We start from the raw sequence: 18,339 nt of genomic DNA on the forward strand, positions 1-18,339 counted from the left end.
TAATATGGCCCAATCAGGATTAGATCTTTTTCCGTACACTCGGATGCGCAGAATGCGCCGTAGCGACTTCTCTCGCCGCTTAATGGCCGAAAACCAACTTAGCGTGAACGATTTAATTTACCCTATATTTGTACTTGATGGTAAAAATCGTCGCGAGGCAATTGAATCAATGCCTGGTATTGAGCGCCTATCAATAGATTTGCTACTCATTGAAGCAAAAGAGTTGGTTGAACTTGGAATACCTGCGATAGCTATTTTCCCGGTAACACCTGGAGATAAAAAATCATTATTTGCCGAAGAAGCATATAACGATGATGGTTTAGCACAGCGTACCGTAAGAGCGGTAAAAGAAGCCTTTCCAGAGTTGGGTGTAATTACTGATGTAGCGCTTGATCCATTCACTACGCATGGTCAAGACGGTATTATTGATGACACTGGTTATGTTATTAACGATATCACTACTGAGATTTTAGTTAAGCAGGCACTCTCTCATGCTCAAGCCGGTGCAGATGTTGTTGCCCCTTCTGATATGATGGATGGTCGTATTAGCGCTATTCGTGAAGCACTTGAAGCTGATGGGTTTATTCATACTCGCATCATGGCCTACTCCGCTAAATATGCATCTAGCTACTACGGCCCATTTAGAGATGCGGTAGGTTCTGCTGGTAACTTAAAAGGTGCTGATAAAAAAACCTACCAAATGGATCCTGCAAACTCTAATGAAGCAATACGTGAAGTAGCCTTAGACTTACAAGAAGGCGCTGATATGGTTATGGTTAAACCTGGCATGCCTTATTTAGATGTTGTACGTCGTGTGAAAGACGAATTTGGTGTGCCTACTTTCGCATATCAGGTAAGTGGCGAGTATGCTATGCACAAAGCAGCTATTGATAACGGCTGGTTGAGCGAAGAGGCCACCATAATGGAATCTCTACTTGCATTTAAGCGTGCAGGAGCTGATGGAATATTAACCTACTTTGCTAAACAAGCCGCAAAATATCTAGCTAAAAAGTAATTTTTTATTAAAAGGCGGTTAAACCGCCTTTTATTTACATTCGTTTACGTTTTTGTATTATTTACGTCACATTTATTCTCTAAACTGTTGTCCCATTTTGGGATTAATACACGGGAATAATAAAAAAATGTTTAAAACAAAAATAACACCACTCGCACTTGTTATAGCAAGTCTCAGTGCACCAGCTTCAGCAAGTTTAATCATATCTGAGTATGTTGAAGGTGGAAGCAATAATAAAGCAGTAGAACTTTATAACACCTCTGCGAGTGAAATCTCACTCGATACCTATACGCTAACCTTATATTCAAATGGTAGCACTACAGCAACTAGCTCAATCGACTTAACGGGTCCTCTTGCTGCTAATAGCACGTACGTAATTATAAACTCAAGCTCGGTTGACGAACTCAAAGCAAAAGCCGATGAAGAAAGTGGTGTAACCAATTTTAATGGTGATGATGCCCTAGTGTTAACCCAAGGTACGACTGTTGTAGATAGCTTTGGCCAACGTGGTGTTGATCCTGGTTCTTTTTGGTCTGAAGGTGGAGTGCAAACGCAAAATAAAACACTTCGTCGTAAAGAAACCATCCTTGTTGGACGCACAACACCTGATGCTACTTTTAACCCAAGTGAAGAGTGGGTTCAATTCGACCAAGATGATTTTAGCGGTTTAGGTGTTTTTGGTAGCAGCGTTCCTGTTGAGCCAGCACCTGCACCTCTTGTACCACTTGTGTGTGATACGCAAAAAACTTTAATTAATGCAATTCAAGGTGATGGTGCAACGAGCCCACTTGTCGATACACCTGTTGAACTTGAAGGGATTGTAACGGCTGACTTTCAGGGTGATGATCAATTAAAAGGCTTTTTTGTTAGCTCTCTTGCTGTTGATATAGATGAAAACCCATTAACTTCTGAAGGGATTTTTGTTTATTTTGCAGATACCGACGTAAGCGTTGGCGACCATGTACGTGTACAAGGTAATGTAGCAGAGTATTTTGATTCAACACAAATTGATAACGTCACCCAAGTGGCCGTTTGTAATACGGATTTAACTGTAGCTGCGACAAAAATAACACTGCCTGTAGCTGAGTTAACGGACTTAGAAAGCTTTGAAGGTATGTTAGTAACACTAGAGCAACAATTGGTAGTCACCGATAACTTTGGTCTTGGTCGCTATGGTGAGGTTGAATTAGCAACAGAACGACTATACCAAGGCACCCAAGTTGCACTGCCTGGCGATGCAGCTAATGCAGTCGAAACAGAAAACTTACTTAAAAAGATTCTGCTAGACGATGGCTCTACAGTACAAAACTCAGATCCTACCGCATACCCAACTCCAGGATTATCAGCAGAGAACACCCTACGTACTGGCGACACAATAAATACAGTAACTGGTGCTCTTGCTTATAGCTTTGGCCTTTACCGCATTCACCCAACAGCAGTACCTCAGTTTATTGCTACAAATGCACGCGAAGACGCACCTGAACTAAATGCCTCGGCCGACTTGCGTGTAGCAAGCTTTAACGTACTTAATTACTTTAATGGTGATGGTCAAGGAGGTGGATTCCCTACCGATCGCGGTGCAGACACAGAAGCCGAATTTATCCGCCAAGAAGCTAAAATAGTAAGTGCAATTAGCGCAATGCAAGCTGACGTTGTTGGTTTGATGGAAATAGAAAACGATGGCTTTGGTGAATTTAGCGCAATTGCCAGCTTAGTAAATGCACTAAACGAAGCAGACACAGCAAACCAGTATGCATTTGTTGATTTTAATCTTGATCAAATAGGTACTGATGCAATTACCACTGCATTGATCTACCGTGCTAATAAAGTAGAAGAAGTGGGTACTGCTGCAATTACAACGCAAGCCCCATTTGATTTTAGCAACCGTACTCCTATAGCGCAAAGCTTCAAATCAATTGAGAGCGACGAAGTGTTCACTGTTGCCGTAGCTCATTTAAAATCTAAAGGCGGTTGTGGCAGTGCAAGTGGTGCAAATGAAGATCAGAACGATGGTCAAGCTTGCTGGAATGAAATACGCACACAAGGTGCCACTGCCTATGCCGATTGGCTAGACAGCAAACCAACCGGTGTTGACGACGAAGACACTATTTTAGTTGGAGACATGAATGCTTACGCAATGGAAGATCCAATACGTGCATTTGCAGACAAAGGATATAAAAATGTAGTTGCAGAACTTGATGGTAATACACTGGGCTATTCTTATAGCTTTTCTGGCCGAGCAGGCAGTTTAGATCATGCTGTGGCAAGCGACTCGTTGCTTAGTAAAGTTGTCTCAGCGCAAGATTGGCACATAAATGCTGACGAGCCAATTTTACTTGATTACAACGTTGAATTTAAGAGTGATGCTCAGCAGTCTAGTCTTTATTCTGAAAGTGCCTACCGCGCATCAGATCATGACCCTGTAATCATCGATATTAAATCTGAAGGTATGCTAACACCGCAAGAGCAGACACCGGTCATTGTCGCAGATCAAGTATTTTCAATTGATGAAAGCAGCTCAATTGATACTGTAATAGGTCAGTTAGTATTTAGTGATCCAAATGCAGATGTATCACCAGTGGTTGAATTTATTGTATCAGGGAGTGAAGCAATTTCAATCAATGAACAAGGTCAACTTATCGTAGCCGGTGAACTTGATGCAGACATTGAAAGTATAATAACACTATCAGTGCAAGCAAAAGACAGTGTAGGCAACATGTCTGAATCGGTAACGGTTACAATCAATGTTACTGAAACGAGGGATGATGGTAACGATTCAGGTTCATTATTTTGGTTATCACTTCTTTTAGCGCCATTATCAATCGTGCGCAGATTTAAAAAGAAATAATTAATATGAGTATTTAAAAGCCGCATTTGCGGCTTTTTTTATTTTTATACAAATGTAATTCAGACAAGCTTCATTAAACCTCCCGTAATATGTTCATAGGATCTATAAATTTTTTAGTAATTAATCAGTAATAACTACATACATTTGAGTGAATGTTACACAAAAAGCCTCTGTCGGTTACGCATATAGATTTTACCTATTGAAAAATATGAATTTTTATAAGGGTTCGTATTTTGCTTTAGGTATTTTAAAGGTACTTACAAAAATTAATATTTACCCTAAACGTAAAAATAAGTCGTGTTTTTATAAAGGAATGAAAATGAAACAATTAACCCATAATCTGCCTAAATGGCAAAAAAAGTCAGCACCATTACTGGGTCTACTTATTATTTTTTCGGCTTGGGGCAATAGCAACCCAGCGATTGCTGCAACAGTTGATGTAGCAATTCCACAAAGTAGCTTATTTGACGTAATTAGCGCTCGCGCTAAAAAGTTAGCAAGTGAAGAATACGTGACCCCTAAAAATATTGAGCTTGAAGCATTAAATAATATTGATTATCAAGATTATAGGGCAATTCGATTTAAAAAAGACAAGGCAGTGTGGAAAGATGAGGGCCTTTACGAGCTGCAATTATTCCATCCTGGTTTTTTATATAAAACACCTGTAACAATAAACACCGTTGATAGCGACTCTAAACGTAGCCGCTTGCCTTTCAGCACTGACTTTTACCAATACGATGGCACTGCCGCACCACTACAAGAAGAAATAGCTAAAAGTGTTGCAGGTACTCAACTAGGCCATGCAGGATTTCGCTTACATTACCCATTGAATACTAACGAGTATAAAGACGAAGTAATGGTATTTCAGGGGGCATCGTACTTTAGAGTTGTTGGCCCCCAGCAAGTCTATGGCCTATCAGCTAGAGGTCTTGCCATTGATACTGCTGAAAATTCAGGTGAAGAATTTCCTGTGTTCAAAGAGTTTTGGTTAGTTAAACCAAAAGTTGACCAAACACAAATTACTATTTTTGCATTATTGGATAGCCCATCAATCTCTGGTGCCTATAAGTTTAACGTTGATCCTACAACTAACATGCTAGTTGATGTTGATATGCAGATATTTGCACGTAAGGATATTAAAAAGCTAGGTGTAGCACCATTGACGAGTATGTTTTATCACGGTGAAAACAGTACTAAGTTTTTTGATGACTACCGCCCTGAAGTTCATGATTCGGATGGCTTATTGACTCAGTCTGCTGATAATAAATGGGTATGGCGCCCTCTTAACAATCCATCACAGCTGAGTGTTACTTCATTTTCGTACAATAACCCAAAAGGTTTTGGGTTAGCTCAACGAGATCGAGACTTTAATAACTATCTAGACACAGAAGCGCACTACCACAACCGCCCTAGTCTATGGATTGAACCACAAGGTGAATGGGGAAATGGTCGTGTAGAACTTGTAGAAATACCGACTGATACGGAAACTAACGACAATATCGTAAGCTACTGGGTACCAGAAAAGCCAATGAAAGCCGGTGATTCATTAAAGCTAAGCTACAAAATGACGACCTTTAATGCAGCTTTAACTCAGCATGAGAAAGCGCGTGTACTGCGCACAAGGATCGGTAGCGCTGCTTTACCAGGTGAGGACAATCCACCACCAAAAAGCCATCGCCAATTTACTGTTGATTTTACTGGGTCAGAAATAAATCAACTCTCTGAACAGTTAAAGCTAGATGCCGATATTCAACTTACAACAGGCGAAGTAACCGACGTGAATGTGCAAAAACTGCCTGATTCACGAGGATGGCGTGTAGCCTTTAAAATTGCACCACAGGACGATCAACCCGTTGATATGCGTTTATCGTTAAAATTGCGTGACAAAGAAATTAGCGAGGTATGGAGTTATGTTTGGTACCCAAATGACATCAAGTAATAAAGGTAAGGGCACTCCAATGCCATTCAAAACATTAAGAGTTTGGCTATTTGCTATTGCAGCGCTTGGCACATCTGGCTACGGCATATCTATTATGTTTGAGATTTTAAGCTCAAACGGTATGACATTACTTGAGTATGCTCTTTTAGTATTATTCTCAATCACTTTTGCCTGGATTGTAACGGCCTTTTGTAGTGGAACAATCGGCTTTGTATTACAGTTGTTTCGAATTGACCCACTTACGCTGAAGCGTATTAAACCAATTGAGTTCAATAGTGAGGCAATTAACGCCCAAAAAACCGCCGTTGTAATGCCTATTTACAACGAAGACACCCACCGTGTTATCGCGGGCTTTGAAGTTAGTCTGCAATCGTTAAAAGAAACAGGTCAACTTGCAAACTTCGATTTTTATCTATTAAGCGACACGCAAGACCCAGAAATAGCTAAAAACGAGCTAAGTGCATGGCATGCATTGTGTGAACGTTTAGGTGATACAGCAAAACACGTTTTTTACCGTCGTCGCGAAGATAACAAACACCGTAAAGTAGGTAACCTAACCGACTTTTGTGAGCGCTGGGGCAGCCAGTACGACCATATGATTGTGCTTGATGCAGATAGCGTAATGACCGGGAAATGTATGTTAGAGCTTACTACAAGTATGCTCAACAACCCACAAGCAGGCCTGATCCAAACTATTCCGATCCCTGTTCGTCAAGATACCTTTTTTGGCCGTTTTTTACAGTTTGCATCAGTGCTATATAGCCCAATGCTCGCTACTGGCTCAGCTTTTTGGCAAACTGATAAAGCAAACTACTGGGGTCATAATGCAATTATTAGAGTTGAAGCATTTATAACGTGCTGTGGCTTGCCAACACTGAAAGGTAATGCACCTTTTGGCGGCGAAATTTTAAGTCATGACTTTGTAGAAGCTTCACTGCTTCACAGTGCTGGTTGGGATGTATTGTTGCTATCAGATATTGAAGGTAGCTATGAAGAAGTACCAAGTAACATTCTAGACTACGCTGTACGCGATAGACGCTGGGTGCAAGGTAATATTCAGCACTTAGGTTTACTATCTTCATCCAAATTAAAATTAATGAGTAAGCTGCACTTTCTATTAGGTGCCACAGCCTATATTTCATCGCTAATTTGGCTCTCAATGTTAGCGTTAAGTACAATTGATGCAGTGACTCGCGCATTAAATAGTGATGTGTACTTTAACCGTGTTTATCAATTATTCCCTACATGGCAAATAGCTAAGACAGATCTTATTGATTCACTATTGTATTTAACTATTGTTATTTTATTAATGCCTAAACTGATGGGTATAATAGTAACCCTAATACATAGAAACAAACGCTTTGGTGGTTCAATTAAGCTAATACTAGGTTCAATCATTGAAACCGTATTTGCTATTATTGTTGCTCCATTAATGATGGTATTTCATGCTTACTTTGTACTTTGTGTGTTTTTAGGTAAAAAAGTAAAATGGGATGCACAACCGCGTGAAGGTCGTATGGTTCCGTGGAAGGAAGCTTTTGGTTATACGCTATTCTCAACTATTGTGGCTATTGCATGGGGTTGTACTGCTTACTACTTCACGCCAGTATTCTTCTGGTGGCTATCGCCTATATTATTAGGCTTAGTGTTAGGTGCTCCGATTATCCGTTATACCAGTAGTATTAAATTCGGTGTACAACTAAGAAAGTTGGGTATATTTATTTGCCCTAGTGAAGTTGATAACGACTCAACTCTAGAAGCACTTAAAATACACCTAAAAGAAATTTCGGTACCAAAGGAAGGTGCTTATCCACAAACAATACCGGCACTACCACAAGAGCAGTTGGTAACAATGCCTATCCAGTCTTTTAAGAAGCCACGCAGGCTAAAGATGAAAGCGCTAAAAGCTAAGGCTATAAAAAAGTTTAATTAGCGCGTTATAAAATACAAAAATAAAAAAGGAGCGATTAATCGTTCCTTTTTGCTATCTAAATTAAAGATCAAGCATTGTATTTATCGCTAATATTTTCAATTTTGTTAGCTACCTTATTGCAGTACATTTTAGAAATAACTGATTGCGTTTCATCATCAAGATGCCAGTCATAAAAATGGAACGTTTTACCATTATCTAACTCCACCATTAAAAATGGTGAAAAGAAAAAATGAACTAAATGATACGCAACCAATTTCCTCGCTATTGATGTAACGCTTTGTGCATAAACGCGTATAACAAATGCCTGCTTTATGACAATGTAAAAAACGAAGATGAAGAATATTGAAAGGAATAATAAGTAAAGCTGGCATTACAGTGAGAAAAACGATTTTTAGGTTCACAGAAAATATAATATGAATTAAAAATATTAAGCTGAATGCTAAAATATATTTTGTGAATTATAGCCACCAGTTTGGTGCTAATTTAGTAGATTTAATAATCATTACATCTTATATAAAATTAATATGCGAACGTCTCTGATGCGGAGACTTCCTTATCTAATTAATCAATTAAAGTACCCTCTAATCCCTTTTTACTAATTGATAATATAAGACTACTTAATAATAAAGAGTAGTCGTAAACAACTACAAAAATAAAACCAAATTATAGGCAATAAAAAACCCGCAACATGTGCGGGTTTTCTAAAGAGTTAAAGAGCTAATTACTTAGCAGCTTTTTTCTCTTTTTCTGCAGCGATTACTGTATCAGCAACGTTTTGCGGACATGCAGCGTAGTGTGAGAACTCCATAGAGAACTGACCACGACCAGATGTCATTGTACGTAGTGTACCGATGTAACCGAACATTTCTGATAACGGTACGTCAGCTTTAATACGGCTGCCTGTTAAACCAGCTTCTTGGTCTTTCATCATACCACGACGACGGTTAAGGTCACCGATTACGTCACCAACGTGATCTTCTGGAGTGAACACGTCAACATTCATGATTGGCTCAAGAAGTTGTGCGCCCGCTTTAGGGATCGATTGACGGAAAGCGCCTTTAGCAGCGATTTCGAACGCGATTGCAGATGAATCCACGGCATGGAAACCACCGTCAAAAAGTTCAATTTCAACGTCAAGTACAGGGAAGCCAGCTAGAACACCAGTACCCATCATTGATTTAAAGCCTTTCTCTACTGCTGGCCAGAATTCTTTAGGTACGTTACCACCAACTACTGATGATTTAAACGTGAAGCCTGAAGCAACTTCGCCTGGTTTGATACGGTAATCAATTTTACCGAACTGACCAGAACCACCAGATTGTTTCTTATGCGTGTAGCTATCTTCAATTTCTTTAGTGATAGTTTCACGGTAAGCAACTTGTGGTTGACCAACAATAAGGTCTACGCCGTAAGTACGCTTAAGGATATCTACTTTGATATCTAAGTGAAGCTCACCCATACCTTTAAGGATAGTCTCGCCTGAATCTTCATCAGTCTCAACTTGGAAAGATGGATCTTCTGCAACCATTTTACCGATAGCAACACCCATTTTCTCATTACCGCCTTTATCTTTAGGCTGTACAGCAATCGAGATTACTGGAGTTGGGAATACCATTGGCTCAAGTGTTACTGGGTGCTTAGGATCACATAATGTGTGACCAGTTTGCACGTTTTTCATGCCTACGATAGCAATGATGTCACCAGCTTGTGCGCTAGTTAATTCGTTACGGTCATCTGCTTGCATCTCAACCATACGGCCAACACGCTCAGTTTTACCAGTAAACGAGTTAAGGATAGTGTCACCCTTGTTTAGTTTACCTGAGTAAATACGTACGAATGTTAATGCACCAAAACGGTCATCCATTATTTTGAATGCTAACGCTTTGAAAGGTTCGTCAGTAGATACTACTGCGAACTCGCCATTTTCGTTACCTTCTTCATCCATAAGAGGTTGAGGATCAACGTCTGTAGGACATGGTAAGTAATCAACAACAGCGTCAAGAATAAGCTGCATACCTTTGTTCTTAAACGCAGAACCACAGTATGTAGGGAAGAAAGCAAGGTCACGAGTACCTTTACGGATACAACGTTTGATGTCTTCTAAAGAAGGTGCTTCACCTTCCATGTAAGCTTCAAGTAGTGCATCGTCTTGCTCAAGGGCAGTTTCAACAAGCATTTCATAATACTCGTCAGTTTTATCTACCATGTCTGCAGGAACGTCTGTGATTTCGTAGTTTTCAGGAAGACCAGTGTCATCCCAAACGTATGCTTTTTTAGTTAAAACATCTACAACACCAACAAACTCATCTTCAATACCAATTGGTAAAGTCATGATTAGTGGAGTTGCGCCAAGTACTTTACGTACTTGCTCAGTTACACGGTAAAAATCAGCACCCATACGGTCTAATTTATTTACGAAGATAATACGTGCAACTTCTGAATCATTAGCATAACGCCAGTTAGTTTCTGATTGTGGTTCAACACCACCAGAACCACAGAACACACCGATGCCGCCATCTAGTACTTTAAGTGAACGGTAAACTTCAACTGTGAAGTCAACGTGTCCAGGAGTATCGATAACGTTAAAACGGTGATCTTTCCAGAAACAGCTTACAGCCGCAGACTGAATAGTAATACCGCGCTCAGCTTCTTGTTCCATGAAGTCAGTAGTAGATTCACCATCATGAACCTCACCAGTTTTATGGATTTGACCAGTAAGCTTTAGGATACGCTCAGTAGTCGTGGTCTTACCCGCATCAACGTGCGCGAAAATACCAATGTTTCTGTACTTCGATAAATCTGCCATTAATTTTGCTCTTAATAAAGTCGATAAATTATTCCGCAGGAGTATAACATCACTTAAAGCGAACATCACCATGCAAGCCGCTTAAAATGCAATCAATTCAACATATTTTTTTTTATTGTCAGAATCTAATAAATATCAAACATAATAAAAAAACATAAGGCATTGAAATAAATGATATTTAATATTTTAGCATCAGGTACACAAAGTTACTTCGCTATTTTATAGCAACGTTCAGGGCGGCCAATACTGCCATAACTTTGATCCGCTGTTAACTTACCTGATTCAAGCAAATACTCCAAGTAACGGCGTGCTGTAGAGCGACTAACACCAACCAAATCGCCCATTTTCTGAGCGGTAAATGCGGTAGTTGCGTGCTCTACAAAAGCATCATATATTTTTTTTAGGGTAAGTTGATCGACCCCTTTAGGTAAGCGAACAAACGTGTTGGTTTGCTGCTTTGAACCAAATAACGTATCAACCATTGACTGCGTTACTTCATTTGCATCAGAAAAACATTGCTGACGCGCACCAAGGCCAGATAACATTAATGCCTTTACTAAAAGCCTAACTTAAGTGACCCACAATAGTTGGACATACCAATTACTGCGGGGTTTTTATGTCCAAATATCATTGGGCATTCAAATTAAAGCTCGCTCAACTTTCCCAAGAACATAGCTCTAGGCTTAAATACAAACGAAAACCTCTCCTGCATTAATCAATTAGTTCTAATAAATGAAATTTAGGTGGAGCAAATTAAAGTTCTGCTGGTTAATTAAATAGTTTAAGTTATTGTTCTTTTTTTATATTTAACATTAGCTTACAAAACAAACAAGGGGATAATAAGAACTATTTGCATTTAGGTGTTGACAGATAGTTAGATCTAACTGATAATCAATATCAACAAGACGGATTGCATACCACTTGTTAAGGAATGAATTGATTTGTTTCTCGACCCTGAAACAACGTGTGGCGCACGTAAACAGCTATGGTTACTTGTTATGAACCGCAACGCCCCTTGATGTTGATGATGAGTAACCGCCCTACTATTTTACTTGCTACATTGCTCATATCGGTGACGGTAGATATGAAACTAAAAAAGCCCTTACGGGCTTTTTTTATGTCTGTAATTTAGTAAAACTAAATCTCTTTAATTAAATAACCTGAATTCTGGTTAAATATTAACGACGGTTTTTACGAGCTCGCGCTCGGCGTTGAAGCTTTTCTTCTTCTTTAGCTGCTTTTTTAGCTTCTGCAGCGGCGCGTAAACCAGCAACCATTACTTCTTCTTCCTCACGCATTTGCGGAGTTTCCATAGTAATACGGCCAATAATACCGTCGCGTAATTCGTTGATTAGTATTTCAGACATTTTATATGTGTCTATTTGATTACCACCACGAATACAGCCGCGTTTTTTACCCGCCATTTCAACAAATTCCCAATCACTTTCTGGTAATTCGTCTATTTTATAACGCGCTTTTAAAAGCTCAGGGTATGCACGCAATAAGTACTCAGCTGTGTAACTTGCTACTTCTTCATACTCAAGCGCCGTATCACGAATGGCACCGGTAGCGCCTAAACGATAACCTGAGTTTTCATTCTCTACTTTTGGCCAAAGCATACCTGGCGTATCGTAAAGCATAATACCGTCTTCAAGCTTAATGCGTTGTTGTGCTTTGGTTACCGCAGGTTCATTACCTGTTTTTGCAACTATACGTCCAGCCAGTACATTAATTAACGTAGATTTACCCACGTTAGGAATACCCATTATCATGGCTTTAATCTGCTTATCGGCACCCACTTTATGCGGCACTAACTTTTTACAAAGCTCATTTATACGACTTACTTCAGCTGCTTTATCATGTCCAAAAGAAATCGCTTTAACACCATTTTCTTGCTCAAAATAATCTTTCCAGATTTGAGTCATTTTAGGATCAGCTAAATCAGCTTTGTTCAAAATTTTGATGACCGGCTTACCTTCACGCAAGGTTGCCACCATCGGGTTTTCACTACTGTAGGGAATGCGCGCATCAAGCACTTCAATGATCACATCCATTTGTGGCATTATTTCTTTAATTTCATTGCGGGCTTTATTCATATGCCCAGGGAACCACTGGATAGCCATTTTTAACTCCTAACGTATAATTAACCGCTATTTTAACTGGCAATTCATTTAATTGCGCTATACTGACGCAAATTTTTTCAGATTAGTTGTTATGGCTCTTAAATCCACCATTATGAAAGTGCAGTTATCGCTTAGCGATATGGACCGCCACGTTTATCAAGATTTTAATTTAACCTTGGCTCAACACCCTTCAGAAACAGATCAGCGGTTGATGATTCGCTTACTCGCTTTTGCGCTAAATAGCTGTGATGGTTTAGAATTTACTAAAGGATTAAGCGCTGATGATGAACCTGAACTTTGGCATGTAAGCTATAGTGAAGAAATAGAACTATGGATTGAACTTGGCTTACCAGATGAAAAACGCCTTAAAAAAGCCTGTAATAAATCTAAAAAAGTGGTGCTATATACTTATGGTGAAAACAATCAAGCAATTTGGTGGCAAAAACACCAACCTAAATTGTATGAATTTAAAAATCTAAGTATTTTTAGCCTTGATTATGCAGCAACACAAGCACTTGCTGCTTTGGTTGATCGTGGAATTAAGCTCGCCATTACCATTCAAGATGGTGAAGTATGGGTAAATACCGATACAACAAACATTGAGATAAAACCACAGCAATTGATGTAACTAAGATAGGTTATACCAATTGCATTAAATTAGTTATCTATTATAGCGACAAGGAAATAAGTCGATAACAAGGCGAAAATTATGACATATAGTTATTCTATATAAATAATTTTTAACGCAGGTAGCGGATTATTTAATACGCTAGAATGATCATGTTTTTAATAAAATTGGTATTAGGGAGCATATGAAAGTTAAACACGTTATTGTTTTACATGGCTTGTATATGTCTGGCTTTGTTATGCGCCCACTTTGTTCACGACTTGAAGAATCGGGGATGACGGTATTAAACATTACCTATAATACGCTCGACCCTCACCGCGATACCATATTTGCACAAATTGATGAGTGTATTTCTAACGAACCTGCAGCGCTTGTATGCCACTCAATGGGAGGGCTTATTGCACGTGCTTACCTAGAGGCAAACTCTCCTGCTAGCCAGAATGTTACGAAGGTAATTACACTGGGTACTCCACACAAAGGCAGTCATATTGCGCAAAAGATGAAGCAAAAAGGGTTTGAATCATTTTTAAAAAATAGTGTTGAATTTTTACTCACTAAAAATGGTAATTGGCCTTTTAAAGCTAAGCTTTACAGTATTGCGGGCGATTTACCTATTGGGCTTATGCCCTTAATAGTTAAAGGTAGCCAGTCAGATGGCACTGTATTACTAGATGAAACCAAACTTAAAGGTATGGCCGAACATAAAGTGTTTCATTTAAGCCATACCAGTATGATTTACTCGCGCCAAGTACTCGATTACATTTTAAAGTGCTTAAACGAGAAAGATTAATCCTCAGCATTGGCTGCTATTTTATAACTAATTAAAAATACCACTGCCAATATAAGCGGAATCGGCGCCGCAATGTAGCCAAAAAAATCTGAGTTCGCAAAGCTTGCACCCGCTAAGTGCGCTACTAACCCAAGTACAAATGCGATGACTGCAATTCCTACCACTATTAACTCTGCTTTATTTTGTTTCGCTGTTTTTGCATGCATGTTATCTCTCCTAATTATTTCGACAACATTATTATGCGCCGTTAGGCTGGATGATTTTTGACCTGCATCAATAAAAAAATAGCTAAGTTATTACCTTGAATAAAGTTTGTTTTAGATCATGATTTATATACTTTTGAGGTTTATTTACTTTTGAGGGGTAGTATTTTTATTAATCAGACCCACTTCTATTAATAGTCTAAAGTGAATATAGGTATCAAAAACAGCTAATAGGTTAAAACTATTAACTAGATACATTTAAACGATTTTACTAATTTATCGAAATTAGTAATACTTATCACAAGTTCACAAACAAACGGTTATTCAGGAGCAAGTTATGTCACATGTAAACGCAATTGGTCTAAACAGCGCAAAAAGCGAAGACATTATAAAGTCACTCAATACATTATTGAGTAGCTACCAGATTCAATACATGAACGCGCGTGGCTTTCACTGGAATATTAAAGGCCGTAACTTTTTTGAACTACACGTTAAGTTTGAAGAAATTTATAACTTACTACTTCTAAAAGTAGATGAAGTTGCAGAACGTATTTTAACGTTAGATGGCGCACCACTACATGCATTTTCTGATTACCTTGAAGTAAGTAAAATTAAAGAAGCTAAAGGTATTAGTGATGGCGTTACAGCCGTAGAGAACCTACTTGCTGGTTACAGTACATTAATTGAAATGCAGCGTGAGATATTAAGCCAAGCTGGTGATGCAGACGATGAAGGTACTGCTTCACTAATGAGCGATTACATCTCGGAGCAAGAAAAACTTGTTTGGATGTTAAAAGCTTACTTAGACTAAAATTAAGCAAAAAAAAGCCCTCAATGAAGAGGGCCACAAATAGGGATAAATCGTTAAATAATCAAGCGATTCGGTTACTATATTAGTCTCCTCCCAATACTAAACAACGCCCCTGTTACCAGTGGCGTTGTTTTTGGTTTAAGTGGGCACAATGCTCATATATTGGGATAAACAATGTATAAGTATTACTGCTCTTATTATTTTTCCAATAAAAAAGCCCCAGCGATACTGAGGCTTTGTGAACGTAATTAATTGAGTAAGTAATTAAGTAACGATATTAATATCGCTACTATTGGTTAGAACTTACTTCTAAAACCGATGTAGAATGATTGACCAATTGGGTCGTACGTACCTGCATCTGTTTCAGTACCCGTGCTTGAACCACTTACACCCGATAAAATGCGCGGTGGCTCTTTATCAAATAAGTTACTTGCACCAGCATAAAGCTCTGTTGAATCGCTTATATGGTAACTTGCTTGAACATCATGATACGTTACCGAACCTATGCCTATTCCACCTGGAGCAATACCAAAGCCACTTAAGAATTGGTCATCAAAGTCTGCAGATCCAATGTAAGTTAAGCTCCAGTTAAAATCAAAGTCGTTAAGTTTATAACCAAAGTTCCAGTTAGCTTTATGCTCTGAGGCACCAATTTCTCCAGCAAACTCATCTTTATCAGCGCCTGGAAGTGGAATGCTATAACCATCGATTAGGTAAGTATAAGCAAGGCGAGTTCTAAACGCACCAGGGCCAATGTCAGTTGAGTACGTTAGTGTTAAATCAACACCTTCTGTACCTAAACCACCACTATTAGATACACCGCTGTCGATAAATTCTAGTGAACCAGCGCTGTTATTGCCTGATGGCGCACTACGACGAGTTACGAAGTCACAAAAACTTGTATCGCCGCCGCCATAACATTGGTCAAGAATAAACTGGCGAGGTGTTGATACGATTGCATCTGTAATTTCGATATCAAAGTAATCAAGCGTAATGTCTAGTCCTGATATTAGGTTTTCTGGTGTAAATACCAAGCCTACGGTTACAGAGTCACCAACCTCTTCTTTTAAGTCTTGGTTACCACGGTTAAAGCCACTAATGCCTTGTAAGTCAGACTGGTTAAGCGTGAACTCACCATTTGAAGCAATATTGGTTGTAACACCACCATCTGTACGACAAGCATCACCAGCAGCACCACCGCCACTATTAGTAACACCTAAACATGGATCGTTTAAACCACTTGGGAAAGTTTGCGAAGGTGGAGAAAACAATTCATCGATATTTGGAGCACGTGTTGAGCGAGCACGAGTGGCACGTAAACGTAAACTGTCCATGATTTCCCAATCGACACCCACATTCCAACTTTCGGTATTACCTACTGTTGAATAATCAGATAAACGAACTGCTGCATTCATTGTTACAGAATCAAGCACTGGAATATTTGCTTCAACATAAAACTCAGTTACATCAAATTCACCTTCAGTCGCTGGGATTGCGTTACCTGCGTTTAAGCCAGCTTGTTGTAAGGCATCAAACTCACTGCGTGAAAACTCTTCGCGGTATTCAAAACCAGCCGCAATACCAACAATACCCGCTGGCAATTCAAATATATCACCTGAAATATTACCACCTACAATTTTTTGCTCAACTGATGTAGCAAGTGAGCTAGGTGCACTTACAAAATCAATAGCGCCTTGTGATAACGAATTAAAACCGTAAATGTCCACTGGCGCACAGTTAAAGCCACGAGCTGTCGCATCTATACAAATAGCTTCATTAGTAATGCCATCGCCATCTAAATCTTGGCTATCAACAACTGCTTCTAAACCTTGGCGGAAACTTTGTACATTAACTAAACCACCTGAAACTTGCTGTTCTTTTGTTTTACCATAAACATAGTAAGTATCGTAAAACCAACCATCGGCTATTTCACCTTGAAAACCAAGCGCTAAACGGAACGTATCACGCTCTGCACGTGCGCCACGGTTACCTACATCACTTAAACGCTTAGCAAAAAAGATATCTCGTGCGCCATCACCATCGGTATCAGTTGCTGCGTTATAAATACCGTCAGGAACAAACGCGTTACGTAAGAGCTCACCGTTTACATTAAATTCAATTGGAACACGGCCATTGGCATAAATGTCGTCAGAGGCAAAAGGAAATGGTTCTAATTCAGAAACGGTTGTTGTTGCAGCGTAAGTACCTTCATAAAAAAAGCTGTGCTTATCGCTTAGCTCATAGCTACCGTTTGAGGCAAATAAGTAACGCTCTGTAGGTATCGCGATAGTACGCACACCACTTCGGTTAAAACCATTTGCTGCTACGCCGTCGCCGCCATTAGAACTAAATGAGTTTTGTAGATTGTTTGCATCATTAAACGTAAATGTCTCATCCCCAGCGTTAAAACGACCCTGTGGTGGAAACGAAGATAAAAATGGGCTTACTGCATCAAATACAGAACCTGGATTTGCTACTGGATCATCTTCAAAGAAAATACCTGAAAATTGATCTACTGCCGAGCGGTCACGATCACGTGAGAAAACAGCGCCTTGATCAGAGTAACCAAGGTGAAACATAGCGTGCCCTTTACCATCTGAGCTTGATAAGCCTGAGGTAAAATTGAATTGACGCGATTCATCATCACCTTCACTCGATTCACCGTACTGACCATCAAATTCAACGCCTTCAAAGTCATCTTTTAGTACAAAGTTAACTACACCAGCAACAGCGTCAGAGCCATAAACAGATGAAGCACCACCTGTCATAATTTCAACACGTTCAATAAATTGACTCGGAATAGTATTTAAATCGACAGCAGAGCTACCAGGTACACCCGATACATAACGACGACCGTTAACTAATACCAATGTACGGTTAGAACCTAAATTACGTAAATCTACAGTCGCAACACCTGCACTAGCGGTACTAAAGTTTGAGTTAGTACGACTGATTGCCGGTGAACCAAATGCTGGATTATCTAGTAGTAAATCTTGAATATTTAAAGAACCAGATGCGTCGATTGCTGTGCTATCTACAACTTGAATAGGCGCTGATGACATTGCCTCAGCTGAACGAATACGAGAACCTGTAACTTGTACACGTTCTATTTTAGTAATTTCGTCATCTTCTGCAGCCACACCTTGAAATGAAAAGCTTGCAAGTATTGCGCTACTTAGCGCAACTGTTAACGACGATTTTTTAAATAATCGCGCGCTACCTTTGTTAGTTAATGTCATATAA

Annotated in this window: 11 protein-coding genes and 1 pseudogene; 7 read left to right on the forward strand and 5 right to left on the reverse strand. The window is 39.3% G+C overall.

The genetic code is table 11. From position 1 onward, the window contains the following. Positions 1-4: 4 nt before the first annotated feature. The 4 genes from hemB (at position 5) to mdoH (ending at position 7,735) form a co-directional block, all read left to right on the forward strand. The gene (gene hemB / locus GQR54_RS14795; protein ID WP_166378599.1) at positions 5-1,015 is read left to right on the forward strand and encodes a porphobilinogen synthase; all 1,011 of its coding nucleotides are present in this window, start codon (positions 5-7) and stop codon (positions 1,013-1,015) included. A gap of 127 nt (positions 1,016-1,142) precedes the next feature. Continuing rightward, entirely contained in the window at positions 1,143-3,863 is a 2,721-nt protein-coding gene (locus GQR54_RS14800; RefSeq protein ID WP_166378601.1) for an ExeM/NucH family extracellular endonuclease, read from the forward strand. A gap of 319 nt (positions 3,864-4,182) precedes the next feature. Continuing rightward, positions 4,183-5,802: a glucan biosynthesis protein G gene (locus tag GQR54_RS14805; RefSeq protein WP_166378603.1), complete on the forward strand. Its 1,620-nt coding sequence runs from the start codon at positions 4,183-4,185 to the stop codon at positions 5,800-5,802. Continuing rightward, on the forward strand, positions 5,774-7,735 hold the full coding sequence (mdoH, locus tag GQR54_RS14810; protein ID WP_166378605.1) for a glucans biosynthesis glucosyltransferase MdoH: 1,962 nt from the start codon (positions 5,774-5,776) through the stop codon (positions 7,733-7,735). The genes GQR54_RS14805 and mdoH overlap by 29 nt, the downstream gene beginning before the upstream one ends. Positions 7,736-8,456: 721 nt before the next feature. On the opposite strand, the gene fusA is transcribed toward mdoH, so the two are convergent. From fusA to ylqF, 3 genes and pseudogenes are all read right to left on the reverse strand, one after another. Continuing rightward, positions 8,457-10,541, reverse strand: a complete 2,085-nt coding sequence (gene fusA / locus GQR54_RS14815) for an elongation factor G (protein WP_166378607.1) — start codon at positions 10,539-10,541, stop codon at positions 8,457-8,459. 206 nt (positions 10,542-10,747) lie between these two features. After that, positions 10,748-11,068: pseudogene (locus tag GQR54_RS14820) on the reverse strand (HTH domain-containing protein); the annotation flags it as partial. 651 nt (positions 11,069-11,719) lie between these two features. Next, positions 11,720-12,664 (reverse strand): ribosome biogenesis GTPase YlqF, encoded by a 945-nt coding sequence (ylqF, locus tag GQR54_RS14825; protein ID WP_024589485.1) that lies wholly within the window; start codon positions 12,662-12,664, stop codon positions 11,720-11,722. 91 nt (positions 12,665-12,755) lie between these two features. Here ylqF and GQR54_RS14830 point away from each other — a divergent pair, with 91 nt between their 5' ends. After that, a complete protein-coding gene (locus GQR54_RS14830) occupies positions 12,756-13,292 on the forward strand; it encodes a YaeQ family protein (RefSeq protein WP_166378609.1) in 537 nt (178 codons plus the stop codon). Positions 13,293-13,476: 184 nt separating this feature from the next. After that, positions 13,477-14,082 carry an alpha/beta fold hydrolase gene (locus GQR54_RS14835; RefSeq protein WP_010554854.1) on the forward strand — a complete coding sequence of 202 codons (606 nt, stop codon included), beginning with the start codon at positions 13,477-13,479 and terminating at the stop codon, positions 14,080-14,082. Here the strand turns inward: GQR54_RS14835 and GQR54_RS14840 are convergent. Further along, complete coding sequence (locus GQR54_RS14840; protein ID WP_007579816.1) at positions 14,079-14,288, reverse strand: hypothetical protein; 210 nt, start codon at positions 14,286-14,288, stop codon at positions 14,079-14,081. The two genes, GQR54_RS14835 and GQR54_RS14840, sit on opposite strands and share 4 nt — an antisense overlap. 334 nt (positions 14,289-14,622) lie before the next feature. Between GQR54_RS14840 and GQR54_RS14845 the strand changes: the two genes are divergently transcribed. Continuing rightward, positions 14,623-15,096 (forward strand): Dps family protein, encoded by a 474-nt coding sequence (locus GQR54_RS14845; protein WP_166378611.1) that lies wholly within the window; start codon positions 14,623-14,625, stop codon positions 15,094-15,096. 296 nt (positions 15,097-15,392) lie between these two features. Here the strand turns inward: GQR54_RS14845 and GQR54_RS14850 are convergent, their stop codons facing one another. After that, a complete protein-coding gene (locus tag GQR54_RS14850) occupies positions 15,393-18,335 on the reverse strand; it encodes a TonB-dependent receptor (protein ID WP_166378613.1) in 2,943 nt (980 codons plus the stop codon). Between the last annotated feature and the right edge of the window lie 4 nt (positions 18,336-18,339).

Origin of the sequence: Pseudoalteromonas sp. Z9A4 (assembly GCF_011378845.1) — a bacterium.
GTDB classification, from domain to species: domain Bacteria; phylum Pseudomonadota; class Gammaproteobacteria; order Enterobacterales; family Alteromonadaceae; genus Pseudoalteromonas; species Pseudoalteromonas arctica.

What these genes read in the sequence shown, in the direction of transcription:
- mdoH (WP_166378605.1), top strand. Translation starts at nt 5,774, where the DNA reads ATGTTTGGTACCCAAATGACATCAAGTAATAAAGGTAAGGGCACTCCA.
- fusA (WP_166378607.1), bottom strand. Translation starts at nt 10,541, where the DNA reads ATGGCAGATTTATCGAAGTACAGAAACATTGGTATTTTCGCGCACGTT.
- GQR54_RS14835 (WP_010554854.1), top strand. Translation starts at nt 13,477, where the DNA reads ATGAAAGTTAAACACGTTATTGTTTTACATGGCTTGTATATGTCTGGC.
- GQR54_RS14845 (WP_166378611.1), top strand. Translation starts at nt 14,623, where the DNA reads ATGTCACATGTAAACGCAATTGGTCTAAACAGCGCAAAAAGCGAAGAC.
- GQR54_RS14850 (WP_166378613.1), bottom strand. Translation starts at nt 18,335, where the DNA reads ATGACATTAACTAACAAAGGTAGCGCGCGATTATTTAAAAAATCGTCG.
- GQR54_RS14830 (WP_166378609.1), top strand. Translation starts at nt 12,756, where the DNA reads ATGGCTCTTAAATCCACCATTATGAAAGTGCAGTTATCGCTTAGCGAT.
- GQR54_RS14805 (WP_166378603.1), top strand. Translation starts at nt 4,183, where the DNA reads ATGAAACAATTAACCCATAATCTGCCTAAATGGCAAAAAAAGTCAGCA.
- GQR54_RS14800 (WP_166378601.1), top strand. Translation starts at nt 1,143, where the DNA reads ATGTTTAAAACAAAAATAACACCACTCGCACTTGTTATAGCAAGTCTC.
- ylqF (WP_024589485.1), bottom strand. Translation starts at nt 12,664, where the DNA reads ATGGCTATCCAGTGGTTCCCTGGGCATATGAATAAAGCCCGCAATGAA.
- hemB (WP_166378599.1), top strand. Translation starts at nt 5, where the DNA reads ATGGCCCAATCAGGATTAGATCTTTTTCCGTACACTCGGATGCGCAGA.
- GQR54_RS14840 (WP_007579816.1), bottom strand. Translation starts at nt 14,288, where the DNA reads ATGCATGCAAAAACAGCGAAACAAAATAAAGCAGAGTTAATAGTGGTA.